Genomic DNA, 12958 nt, shown 5'->3' on the forward strand with positions numbered 1-12958 from the left:
AACTATTTAACTCTACTTATAGTAAGGCCATCCCTTATGGGTAAGAGAACGCTTTCAACTTTTGGGTGCTTATTGATTAATTTATTGTAAGCCACTAAAGCAGCAGTATCAATATCATCCTTTTTTATTTTTCTCAACACTTTTCCACTCCACAAAACATTGTCAGAAAGTATGATTCCTCCCCGTTTCATTTTAGGTAAAATCAGTTCAAAATAATTGCTGTAATTTTCTTTATCAGCGTCTATAAATACTAAGTCAAATGTTTGATCAATAGTAGGAATAATTTCTAGTGCTTTTCCCACATGTTGCACAATTTGTTTTCCATAACCAGAAAGGTCAAAATATTTTCGCTGCAGCGAAAAAAGCTCTTCGTTGTGGTCAATAGTATGTAAAACTCCATCTTGTTGGATGCCCTCTATCATACACAATGCAGAATATCCTGTATATGTGCCTATTTCTAATATTGTTTTGGGATTCACCATTTTGGAAATCATGCTCAACACCCTACCTTGATAGTGTCCGCTAAGCATGCGTGGTTGCATCACTTTTGTCCAGGTTTCCCGATTGAGTTGTTTAAGTAATTCAGGTTCTTCCTGAGTGTGGTGTTCCACATAGTCCTCAAGTTCTTCAGAAATAAATTCCATTATCCGGTAATTCTTTTAATCAATTTTTGTTTTGCTTGCTCATCATCGCCGCACAGCCATTGAATCACATTATCACTCCAAATCGCATCACATTCACTTTCGGTCAAAATGTTTTGTTCTTTTGCTAAATCTAGTATTTTACCTGGATAAGAGGATTGTTTTTCACTTTCCATCTCTCCAAGAGGGTAAGGGTCATCAAGACCCATAATAACTTGCTTTGAAGTTTGGTTTTTAACCAACAACCCAAGTGAGCCGGTATCATGAACGAGTGTATCAAAAAAGATATTTTTATGGGCAACAGCTTTTCGTGGATGATGTTTTCCTTCAAAGAGGTCAGGGCGACCGTCAAAACCTTGTATGCGTCGTCCCAGGTTGATTTGTGCTAATTGTCCGCCGTGGGCAAAACAAGTGCGCATTCCGGGAAATCTATCCTGATAACCATTCAGAGTTAAAAAGTGGTAAGCATCTGCACACTGCGCCAGCATCCAGATGAGATGAAAACGCCAGGAAGTGTTTTCCAAAAGAATAAATTTTTCACCATCATAGGGATGAATTTCAACGGCGAGATTGTATTTACTTACCAGTTCGAAAAGTTCTTCATTCTCTTCATCAAAAATACATCTCCAAGTGCCAATGGTATCCATATAGTGTGTAGGTAAACACAATAATTGCATTCCCAATTCTTCTACACAGCGTTCCACTTCCCACATAGCACCTTTTAAAAGCCCGGGATGCACTACAAAGCCTGTAGTGAATTTTGAAGGGTTTTCGTGTTGAATACGAGCGTTAAAATCGTTTTGAAAACGCAGCGCCTGTTTCATTTCTTCCACCCGCAATCCGTTGCCATACAATTGGGAAAGGTTCAGTACGACAGCGTGGTCAATTTTGTTTCGTTCCATCCACTCCAACTTTTCGTTGAGGAAAAAACTTGAATCTGTCACCGGGCGACTCCAGTTTTTTTGAAGCATAAACTTGCGGTCTTTATCTACCCAAAAGATGCCCTTATCTTTCATGAATTGGGGGATTTCTTCCGGATAGGGAAGCAGGTGAGAGTGGCCGTTTATTCTTAGTTTCTTTTCCATATTGTTTTCCCGCCTGGATGGGAATCTTATTATATAATTTGAAGAATTCACTTCAAATTTAATGAATTTTAAATTTTAAGTATACTGAATACACACATTCTTAGGCTCTGTAAAAAACCGTAATGCTTCAAAGCCACCTTCGCGACCTACACCACTGTCTTTTACACCTCCAAATGGGGTGCGTAAATCACGCATTAACCAAGTATTCACCCAAATAATACCGGCTTGTAATTGATTACTAAGACGCATGGTTCGGTTTAAATCGGTTGTCCAAACAGTTGCTGAAAGACCATAACGCACATCGTTGGCCATTTCCAAAGCTTCTTCTTCATTTTTAAAAGGCATAATAGTCACAACCGGACCAAAAATTTCTTCCTGGTTGAGTTTGCATCGGTTGGTTTTTACTTCAATAATGGTAGGTTCCAGATAGTAACCGTTTTCATAACCTGGAATGGTAACTCGTTTTCCTCCACAAAGAATTTTTGCATCCTGACTGGGTGCATCTTCGATATATGCAAGCACCTTTTCCAAATGCTGTTTTGAAACTAAAGCACCCAGATTGGTATCTTTTTCGGAAGGATGACCTACTTTCAGTGCTTTTACACGTGCCACAAAATCGATTTTGAATTTTTCATAGATGCTTTCTTCCACAAAAATGCGTGAACCGCACAAACATATTTGTCCCTGATTGGCAAAAGAGGAGCGAAGCGTGGTGTCAAGCATTTTTTCATAGTCGCAATCAGCAAAGATGAGGTTTGGGTTTTTACCACCCAATTCGAGTGAAAGTTTTTTAAACATCGGGGCAGCTGTTCGTGCGATGTGCTCGCCTGTTGCAGTTCCACCTGTAAAGGAAATGGCCTTGATTTTTGGATGTTCCACAATGGCTTGTCCGGTGGTGTGACCCAGACCGTGAACAATATTGAGCACACCTGGAGGAAGTCCGGCTTCTATGCAGATTTTGCTTAATAAATAGGCAGTCATGGGCGTCACTTCACTGGGTTTGGCAACTACACAGTTTCCGGCAGCAAGCGCCGGAGCAATTTTCCAGGTGAAGAGGTAGAGGGGCAGATTCCAGGGAGAAATACAACCTACAACTCCCAGCGGTTTTCTTAAAGTAAAGTTTATCGCATTAAAGCCTACGCTTTCATGTGATTCACCCGCAAATTGGGTAATGGCGTGTGCAAAAAATCGAAAGTTGGCTGAAGCTCTGGGGATATCTACTTTTGTGGCTAATGAAATTGGTTTTCCATTGTCTTTTGATTCGGCTGCTGCCAAGATATCTAGTTGTTCTTCAATCAGGTCTGCGATTTTAGAAAGGATACGACTGCGTGTTTCCAATGTGGTGTTTGACCAATCTGGAAATGCTTTTTCGGCTGCCTGAAAAGCAGCTTCTACATCCTCTTTTCCTGAATTCGGTATTTTTCCATAAACCTCACCGCAAGATGGATCAAAATTGTCAAGCCATTCATTGGAAATAGGAGCTTGCATTTTACCGTCGATATAGTTTTTTATTTCATTCATTGCCTTGCACTTTAAATTTTAAAACCCGAAACTATGAAACTGGTTTGTATGCCATCACTTTAATTTCCACCAGTAAATGTGGGTGGGGGAGTTGGTGCACAGCCACTGTTGTTCTTGTGGGTCCATCGTAATCAAAATATTCTGCATAGGCTTTATTGTAACCCGCAAAATCATTCATATTTACTAAAAAAGAGGTTACATCAACAATGTCTTCCAGTCCGGCGCCTTCTTCAGCGAGAAAGTCTCTGATGTTCTCAATTACAGCACGGGTTTGTGCTTCGATGTCGAGTTTCATACTTCCCATTTCGTCCACTTGTTCCACACCGGCAAATGTATTGTCGGCTTTTCGTGAACTCGTTCCGGAAACAAATATAAAATCACCTACGCGTTTCACGTGCGGGTATTTTCCTCTGGGAGTGGCTTTGTTTTTTATTAGCTTTCCTTTCATGTTTTTATTTTACTTAGCGAATCTCTGTGTCTTCTCTGAGTGACTCTTTGGAATTGCTTTAATGTTCCCGCAGATTTAGCAGATTAACGCAGATTTTTAGTTAATAATTATACTTGTCCTTCCAAAGTGTCTTCAAATAATTTCTATATGCATTCTCTTTGGCATTGTTTCCCGGTTCATAAAATGTTTTTCCTGAAACTTCTTCAGGAAGAAATTCGTGTGGCACGAAATTACCTTCATAGTTATGAGCATATTGATAATTGTTACCATAACCCAATTCTTTCTTTAATTTGGTGGGCGCATTTCTTATCGAAAGTGGCACTTCCAGATCTCCTGTTTTTTGAACTGTTTCCAGTGCTTTATTTATGGCAATGTAGCTTGCATTACTTTTAGGCGAATTAGCCAGGTAAATGGCACATTGACTCAAAATGATGCGCGACTCAGGGAAACCAATGGTTGTCACTGCCTGAAAAGTGTTATTGGCTATGACTAAAGCCGTGGGATTGGCATTGCCGATGTCTTCAGAAGCTAAGATAAGCAATCTGCGTGCAATAAATTTGACATCTTCACCTCCTTCAATCATTCTTGCCAGCCAGTAAACTGCTGCATTGGGGTCACTTCCGCGAATGGATTTTATAAATGCTGAAATAATGTCGTAATGTTGTTCACCTGTTTTGTCATAGCGCACCGTTTTTTGCTGCGCTTTCTGCATCACCATATCGTTAGTAATGGTTACTGTTTCAGCAGATTCAGATTCGATGACCAGTTCAAAAATATTGAGTAGTTTACGGGCATCTCCACCAGAAAGTCTTATGAGGGCTTCGGTTTCTTTGAGTTTAATTTTTTTGCTTTTCAACAGCTCGTCTTTTTCTAAAGCGCGATGCAGTAAGTCTTCTAAATCTCTTTTTTCAAATGGTTTTAAAACATACACCTGACAGCGTGAAAGAAGTGCTGCGATCACTTCAAAACTTGGGTTTTCTGTCGTGGCACCAATAAGTGTCACCCAGCCTTTTTCCACAGCTCCAAGTAATGAATCCTGTTGTGATTTACTAAAACGGTGAATTTCGTCAATAAAAAGGATGGGGTTTTTTGTAGTGAAAAGACCGTCACCTTTTTTTGCTTTTTCGATTACCTCCCGAACATCCTTGACGCCACTGCTAATTGCACTCAATGTATGAAACGGGCGACCACTCTCCAATGCTATGATGTTTGCCAAAGTAGTTTTTCCAGTTCCCGGAGGACCCCATAAAATCATAGAAGGCACTATGCCTTGCTTGATTTGAGATGTTAAAACGCCGGTCTTTCCAACAAGGTGTCGCTGACTGATGTAGTCATCGAGATTTTTTGGCCGAATACGTTCTGCAAGTGGTGTGCTCATGCTGTAAAGTTATTGTTTTTAAGTGTTCCAAAAAAGATTCAAAGTTTAAAGTTAATTTAATTAATAAAAATCTAATGGGTTACTAATATCAAAATCACAGTATGTCACATTTTCAGTATCTTTATTACGGCAGAGTTTTTGGGTTTACAGTAGTTTTAAAAATAACAGTAATGTCCCCTTAAGTAGTTAATTGAATGAAAAAATCAGACAATCCTTTTATTTTCACAACCGGAACGATTGCATTTCCAATTGCATTTGTTATGATCCTATGGTTGGTTTACTGGTTTGAAATTCGTTTTAACGTTATTTTTAATTCGTGGGGGGTGTACCCGCGTTCAGTTGAGGGGTTAAAGGGAATTCTGTTCAGCCCGTTTATTCATGGCAGTGTAAAACATCTTTTTAATAACAGTATACCTCTATTAGTGCTTACTACTGCTCTGTTTTATTTTTACAGAAAGGAAAGTTGGAAAGTGTTGTTGTTTGGACTGCTTTTGACAGGTTTTTTCACCTGGCTTATTGGTCGACCTTCTTATCATATTGGGGCTAGTGGAATTGTCTATATGCTGGTTTCCTTTTTGTTTTTTAAAGGCGTGTTTTCTTCCTATTACAGATTGATTGCGTTGTCGTTAATCATTGTTTTTCTCTATGGTGGTTTGTTATGGTATGTATTCCCCATAGAAAAAGGAATTTCATGGGAGGGCCATCTTTCCGGTCTTTTTGTTGGGTTTTTATTTTCTTTTTTCTTTAAGACGAACATAGAAAAACCAAAAATCTATAAATGGGAACAAGATGACTATTCAGAAGAAGAAGATGCGTTTATGAAACATTTTGATGAAAACGGAAATTTTGTTGAACTACAAAAAGAGGATGAAATTCCCGAAGTTCATAAGGAGTCAAACGATGCAGAACCATTGAAGCCTAAAGTAACTATCCGTTATACGTTTAAAAAGAAAGGTGAATAATTGAAATAGGGTTATTTGTTTAATTAAAGGCGCTGTCTTACAATTTCATAGAGCATTGCTCCACAAGCAACTGAAACATTGAGAGATTCAATTTCTCCAAGGATAGGTAACTTTACTGCAGTATCTACCAGTTTTAAAACAGAGGGGTTAATCCCTTTTTCTTCAGAACCCATTATGAGTGCCACACCGGGTTTTAAATCGTGTTCATAAATCGTTTGCTTTGCTTTTTCTGTAGCTGCTATAATTTGGATTCCGCTTGACTGAAAATAAAAGACCGCATCTTTTATATGGTCAACTTTACAAATGGGAATTTTAAATACTGCTCCTGCAGAGGTTTTAACTGTTGTTGCATTAACGGGTGCCGCACCGTGTTTTTGAATGATAATGCCATCGACTCCTGTGCAAGAAGCTGTTCTGATAATGGCGCCAAAATTCCCGGTATCTGATAATTGGTCAAGAATTAAAAACAAGGGGTTTTCTTTTTTCCAAAGCACTTCTTCAACAAGTTGTTCCAATGCAACAAATGAAATGGGGGAGATCGTTGCAACAGCACCCTGGTGGTTACCTTGCGATAGTTTGTTGAGTTTTTCAACAGGCACATACGAGAAATTAATCGAATGCTGTTTTAACAACTTCAATAAACTGCTCATTAACTCTCCTTGTGTATTTTTTTGAATAAATACTTTGTCTATGGTTGTTCCTGCTTTTATTGCTTCAATAATAGCTCTAATCCCAATTATTTGTGTGTCTTTTTGCATCTGACAAAGGTATAAAAAAAAACACCCGCTAAAGGCGGGTGTTTTTATGATATAAATAAAAAATGACTAGTTTTTAGTAAGTGTGGCTGTCACATTTTGAGGTGCTTCATCACAATCACCTTCAGCATTATCTGTAAATATAAAAGTTATACTAGAATCATCACCTGCATTATAACTACCAGTGTTTCCACTAGGTGCCGGTCCGTAGAAAAGACCTGAAGTACATTGAAGACCTGTAGACTGATTTGCAGCAATATTCACATTACCACAAACTAGATCAAAAGCAAAAGTAGTGGGATCTTGTCCTACTCCAGCGGAGGGAATGTGTTGAATATCAAATGATCGTCTGGTTGGTCCTCCTTCAGCTACTAACGTAACTACAGTACCAACTTCCCAAACCTGTAAGCCATTTACTCCTGGACCTGCAGCTGTAACAGTATAACTTCCAAGGAAACTTTCCTCAGGTACAACACAAGTTACATTTGCATTGTAAACAAATGGTGATGCAAAAAACAAGTTTCCTAGGACAGTTGCAGAAGAATTATAATCACTAAACCTTCTTCCGTCTTTAAAAACGAGTTCGACTCTAATTATAAAACGGTCACCACCGGTGAAGTCATCATCACCTAAACTTAAAGCAGCCTGCAATTCAGGTAAGGTTGCAGTCACTAAGGCTCTTGGTAAACGCTCTCCATAAGTCCACTCACTGTTAGGAACGGTTTTTAAAAGTACTTCATCTCTGTCATTTGCACCTCCACCCGTAATGTGGCGAAAGCTGGCATATACTTCAATAAAGTCAGAAAGATCCCCATCTTCTTCATCCTGTACTTCCAAAAGCAATTCTACTCCGGTATCAGCAAGACCAATTGGTAAATCTGTTGTTGACTCTAAAGTTCTTAGAATTCCACCAGTGGTTGTATCTTCAAATACCTGGTCTGTAATTACGTCAGTATCACTACAGGCGAAGAACAAGAAAACCAGTGAAAATAATGTTGATTTTAAAAATATATTTTTCATAATTTTTCTTTTTTAGTTGTTTTGAGGAAACCCATCAATTGGATTCGTATCCCAGAATACACGGGTTGTTACATCTTGTTTTTGAGAGATGTTCACGTTATTATTAGCCGAATTTGCAGGATAATAATGAGAGCGGATAAAACTTCCGGCATTCGCTTCAAGATGTGGTTGAATATCTCTGGGTGAGCCTGTTCTTCTGTAGAAGTTATAGGCATCAACACCGTTTCCATAAAGAGAGATAAAAAACTCTTTAGCAAGTACATCCAATTTGCCAGCATTACCAGATGCTGCGTTCATATTGGCAGTAACTTCTGCAATATAAGTAGCATCATCAGAAGCGGGTGGTATAAATGATTCATCAAACTCATTTACGTGTCTCTGTTCAAATGATCTCACATAGTTAATGGATTTTTGAACTCCATTTACCAGATGTGTTGTGGCATTTCCTGAACCACCAAATAAAGCAGCTTCAGCTCTCCAAAAGTCAACTGTAGAACTTAACAGAATTGGTGAAATACCATTTCCTCTTGCGCCTTGCTCAATATTGTTAATCCCTTGGAATGCATTGTCATCAAAACGACCTCCTACAGGATATAAACCTCTGGCAGTTTTTAATCGACCATCTGGTGGAAGACCTTCTCTGTTTCCGTGGTCTCTTCCCCAGTAACCTTCTGCGTCGGCTGAATTTGGATATCCCGGGTAACAATATACAGCACCAACTGCTGCATAATGAGCAGGAATTGGTTCTACTGCACATCTAATCAATTCAAACTGTTGGTTTGCGTTTGTTGGAAGATTTGCACGTTGTCTGTAAAAGTAGTAACGAATTCTAGGATCTGGGATTGATTTATCATTTTTCATTAAATCCATTAACCATGTTGAGGGATATCCGGCAGTTCCAGTTGATTGGTATGCTGCAGCGTAACCCGGGTGACGTGAATCTGGTTCTAAAGCTTCCGTACCAAAGTTGAATACAAAGTTCTCACTATTTGAAGTTATATAGTTTCCAGAATTTACAATTTGCTGGAATGAAGCTACAGCATTGTTGTCAACCAGACGGGTTTGGATATACGCTTTCATTTTTAAAGTGTTAGCTACTTTTATCCAGTTATCATAGTTGTTACTATAATAAGGGTCCCAAGCGTGACTAGGGCTTTCAGCTTCAAAATTAGCGATTGCTTCATCTAATAATTCCAATACTGCTGCATAAATAGCTGCACCACTATCAGGATTTGGTTCAAGGTTTGTAGCGTCAAATGCCTCAGAATAGGGAACATCTCCAAAGAAATCTACCAATGTTAACATTAAGTATGATTCGATTACTTGTCCCACGGCAATATGTTTTGTCAAACCAATTTCTTCAGCCAAGGGATTCATTGTGCGAATGTCTTTTATTACTTGTGAGTAAGAACTAGACCAAACGCCATTAAAACTAACAGGGCTGTAGGCTGTGTTGTAGTTACCACCACCGCCGTCCATATAATCAATGCGAGTGGTTTGGCTTCCAAGAGCTCCAAAATTCAATACTGTTCGAGCAAAGCCGATTTGTATATCATTGATAAAAAAATCAATGTCAGCCTGATCGGGTGTCAATGAATTTGGGCTATCTATTAAATCCATCTCTGTGGTCTCACACGCATTGAAGGTGAAAAGACCGATGGTTGCTAAGATAAATATTTTTATTTTTTTCATGTCTGTATTTTTTTTTAGAATGATGCTTTAATAGTAAATCCATAACGCTTACCACTAGGTCCGTTAAAGAAGTCAAAACCTCTTGCGTTACTTACACCCACACCAATTACGTTTGGATCAAAATTTGTGCCATCTGGTGTGTTGAATGCGTCATAGTATAAGTTGTACCCAGCTAAGGTAAGAGAAACTGCACCAAATGGTGTTCTGTCGATGAACTTTTTTGGGAAATCATATCCTAATGAGATTTCGTTCAAACGAATTACACTACCATCGTAGATGTTTAATTCTGATGCATTGTACCCTAAGTTATCAAAATAATATGCAGAAGCATTTAATTGAATGTCGTTTGGTGTACCATCTTCCTGAACTCCTGGTAAGATTAACGTATTTAATCTATCATCGGTATCAGAAGTTATACCTCTTAATAAATAACCGGCCACTGTTTGAGAGTAAATATCCCCACCGTGTTGATAGCTGATCAAGAAATTAAGATTTAAACCTCTGTATGAGAAACTGTTTGATACGTTCAATAAAAAGTCTGGAGTAGCATCACCTATAATACTTAAATCTGTTTCTGAAACGTAGTTACCATTGGAGTCTACTATTAGATTACCATTTTCATCACGTGCTACAGCTGTACCTACGATTGAACTAAAAGGTTTTCCTTCAATCGCAGCATTACCAAGATCTGTAAATCCTGTATAAACAAAGATATCATCTTCACTAAAGTCAGGACCAAGATCAACTACTGTAGTTCTGTATTTTGTATAGTTAGTGTTGATATTCCAGTTAAAACCTCTTCCTTCATTTCTTACGGGATTAATTCCTAAGTCAACTTCGAAACCATACCCTTCCATTCTACCAATGTTAACACTTGTAGATGTATACCCTGTTGCAGGGTCAAGACCTCTTGAGGTAATTTGGTCTGTTGTTACTCTATCATAAAATGAGAAATCAAGACTTACTCTGTTGTCAAGGAATCTTGACTCCAATCCAAATTCTGTTTCTTCATACAATTCAGGTTTTAAACCTGGATTACCAAGTGCTCCCACAGTTGTGTTAGAGATGTATGTTGTTCCACCATTATCTTGAAATGCTTGTGAAATCAGTGAGAGGTTGTTAGAAACCGGGAATCCTGAAGAGAATCCTGCTGAGGTTCCATAACTAGCTCTTAATTTCAAATAATTAATGCCGTTTGTAGTTCTAATACCCGGGAAAGCTACTGAAGGCAAGAATGAAATACTTGCACTGGGGTAAGCTTTACTGTTTTCAACGTGGTTTGAAACCCAGTCGTTTCTGGCTGCCAAGTTTAAGTACAGATAGTTTTTAAAATCAAAATCTGCCTGGCCATAAACTCCCACAATATTTCTGTATGCAGTTGTTTGTATCACACCACTGTTTGATCTGAAGTTGAAGTGTCTGAACACATCAAAAACAATTTGATCAATACTTTGCATTCCATGTCTGTCATAGCGCTCATATTTTGAAGTAGCCCCCAGTGTAAAGTTAAATCCGAGGTCATCAGTTAATGAATAACTTCCATTCAGCATCAAGTTGTGATCCCAAATTTGATTGGTATTAGTATACGTTGTATACTCACCTAAGTTAACAGATTCAGGAGAACCAGCTCCTTTGTTGGTGCTTATTTCATTAAATTCAGAATACACATCATAACCTACGCGGTAAGATGCGCTTAAATTATCATTTATTTCATATTGGAAGTTTGCTTGCCCAAAAGAACGGTTTGTAAGTTGGTTTACAGAACTGTTCTTAACAGTCCAGTTTGGGTTTACAATATCATCTCCAGAACGGTAATACACACTAGCTCCAGTCACTGGGTTTTGGTAAGGAAGGTCCATTAACGGCATGTTTCTCGGAGTATAAAATACATCCCCAAAAACTGAAAGACCAAATTGTGCTGAAGAGGCATTACTATATGCTACGGGAGGCGTAGTAAAATCTGTTCTCACATAGTTTATAGTGCTTGAAACTGTAAACTTGTTTGAAAGGATTGCTCTACCACCCACAGAGAATGAGTTTCTTTTTGTTACGTTTCCGGGGGTAAACCCTTCATCGTTTACACGACCATAGTTAAAGTTGTAGTTGTATTTACCATCCTCAGAACTTCCGGCAATATTAACAGAGGTATTTGTTGCTAAACCACTTCTAAAGAACTCTTTAACATGGTTGTCAGCAGGTTCCCAGGGTAATGTAGCATCTACATATTGTGGAAATACTTCATTTAATGACGGTCTGTCATAGGGGTGTGGCCAAGTTCCATCTTCATTTATGTTACTTGAAGGGTCTCCCCAACCACCAAGGCCTGTTTCATAAAAACCGGGACCCCAGTTACTGAAAAAGTTACCAAATGATTGGTCAAAACCATTACCGTATTTGTTAGTGAAATCAGGTAATGAAGCAATTTCATTATTAAATACTGATTGAATTACAGTAATTTCAGTTTTTCTTGCGGTTTTGGAAGAAGAACCGGCTTTTGTTGTAATAAGGATTACACCATTTTTACCTTCCGTTCCATAAAGAGTTGCAGCTGCATACCCTTTCAAAACTGAAATGCTTTCAATGTTGTTGGGATCAAGGTCTAAGGAACGACTCGATCCACTGTTACCTGTAACAAAGCTACCAACTGCATTGGTATCGTTTGAAATAGGCACACCATCAACAATGAATAAAGGTTGGTTACTTCCTGTAATGGAGTTATAACCTCTAATGTTAATGTTTGTTGCAGAACCAGAGATCCCACTGGTGTTGTTAATAACAACTCCGGAAGTCTTTCCTGAAAGTACTCTGGCAACATCCCCTTCAGAACGTTGTTCAATGCTTTCAGCAGCAACTTCACTTACTGCATAACCAAGTGCTTTTTTCTCTCTTGCAATTGCAAAACCGGTAACAACAACTTGTGAGAGTTCTTCTCCTGCTTGCATTTGCAAGTCAATAGTTGAGGTTGTTGCGGTTACTGCTCTTTCCTGAGTAGAAAAGCCCACATAGGTAAACACAAGTGTTTGCCCTACACTGGCATTGAGGGAATAATTTCCATCAAAATCAGACTGGGTTCCAGTAGTAGTACCTTTGATTACAATGTTAACCCCTGGTAGTGGTAGACCTGTGTCATCAGTCACCGTACCTGAGATCGTTTTTTCTTGTGCAAACGTAAATTGCACTACAAACGCTAGTAATAGCGTTAAAATTCCACTAAACTTTGTTCTCATTTTTATAATTTATTTGAATTAGCCAGTTTCAAAAGTCTTAATAAAAACTTAATAAAACAACTTTTTGAACTAAAAATTTGGTTTTTATTATGTAAACATTAAGATATTGTTATGGATTTTAACACCTCCATAAATAATTTCAATATTTTAAATATTTATTGTTTGGAGTAAACTTCTAGGTGTATTTATAAAAACAAAAAAAACCGCTCTAAAATTAATTAGAGCGGTT

Annotated in this window: 10 protein-coding genes; 1 reads left to right on the forward strand and 9 read right to left on the reverse strand. The window is 38.3% G+C overall.

The window, feature by feature from the left end:
- Positions 1 to 2: 2 nt before the first annotated feature.
- From IEV69_RS05045 to IEV69_RS05065, 5 genes are all read right to left on the reverse strand, one after another.
- Complete coding sequence (locus IEV69_RS05045; RefSeq protein ID WP_188440104.1) at positions 3 to 644, reverse strand: O-methyltransferase; 642 nt, start codon at positions 642 to 644, stop codon at positions 3 to 5.
- Positions 644 to 1726, reverse strand: a complete 1083-nt coding sequence (locus IEV69_RS05050) for an amidohydrolase family protein (RefSeq protein WP_188440106.1) — start codon at positions 1724 to 1726, stop codon at positions 644 to 646. The genes IEV69_RS05045 and IEV69_RS05050 overlap by 1 nt, the downstream gene beginning before the upstream one ends.
- 75 nt (positions 1727 to 1801) lie before the next feature.
- Complete coding sequence (locus IEV69_RS05055; RefSeq protein ID WP_188440108.1) at positions 1802 to 3247, reverse strand: aldehyde dehydrogenase; 1446 nt, start codon at positions 3245 to 3247, stop codon at positions 1802 to 1804.
- Positions 3248 to 3278: 31 nt separating this feature from the next.
- Complete coding sequence (locus IEV69_RS05060; protein WP_188440110.1) at positions 3279 to 3695, reverse strand: RidA family protein; 417 nt, start codon at positions 3693 to 3695, stop codon at positions 3279 to 3281.
- Positions 3696 to 3795: 100 nt separating this feature from the next.
- Entirely contained in the window at positions 3796 to 5073 is a 1278-nt protein-coding gene (locus IEV69_RS05065; protein WP_188440113.1) for a replication-associated recombination protein A, read from the reverse strand.
- 194 nt (positions 5074 to 5267) lie between these two features.
- Here IEV69_RS05065 and IEV69_RS05070 point away from each other — a divergent pair, with 194 nt between their 5' ends.
- The gene (locus IEV69_RS05070; RefSeq protein WP_188440115.1) at positions 5268 to 6035 is read left to right on the forward strand and encodes a rhomboid family intramembrane serine protease; all 768 of its coding nucleotides are present in this window, start codon (positions 5268 to 5270) and stop codon (positions 6033 to 6035) included.
- 23 nt (positions 6036 to 6058) lie between these two features.
- On the opposite strand, the gene rlmB is transcribed toward IEV69_RS05070, so the two are convergent.
- The 4 genes from rlmB to IEV69_RS05090 all read right to left on the reverse strand — a co-directional run bounded on the left by rlmB (position 6059) and on the right by IEV69_RS05090 (position 12729).
- Positions 6059 to 6793 (reverse strand): 23S rRNA (guanosine(2251)-2'-O)-methyltransferase RlmB, encoded by a 735-nt coding sequence (rlmB, locus tag IEV69_RS05075; protein ID WP_188440117.1) that lies wholly within the window; start codon positions 6791 to 6793, stop codon positions 6059 to 6061.
- Positions 6794 to 6859: 66 nt separating this feature from the next.
- Positions 6860 to 7810, reverse strand: a complete 951-nt coding sequence (locus tag IEV69_RS05080) for a hypothetical protein (protein WP_188440119.1) — start codon at positions 7808 to 7810, stop codon at positions 6860 to 6862.
- A gap of 12 nt (positions 7811 to 7822) precedes the next feature.
- Positions 7823 to 9502 (reverse strand): SusD/RagB family nutrient-binding outer membrane lipoprotein, encoded by a 1680-nt coding sequence (locus IEV69_RS05085; protein ID WP_188440121.1) that lies wholly within the window; start codon positions 9500 to 9502, stop codon positions 7823 to 7825.
- Between the two features lie 14 nt (positions 9503 to 9516).
- A complete protein-coding gene (locus IEV69_RS05090) occupies positions 9517 to 12729 on the reverse strand; it encodes a SusC/RagA family TonB-linked outer membrane protein (RefSeq protein ID WP_188440123.1) in 3213 nt (1070 codons plus the stop codon).
- Positions 12730 to 12958: the final 229 nt, after the last annotated feature.

Origin of the sequence: Planktosalinus lacus (genome assembly GCF_014640155.1) — a bacterium.
Taxonomy (GTDB): Bacteria; Bacteroidota; Bacteroidia; order Flavobacteriales; family Flavobacteriaceae; genus Planktosalinus; species Planktosalinus lacus.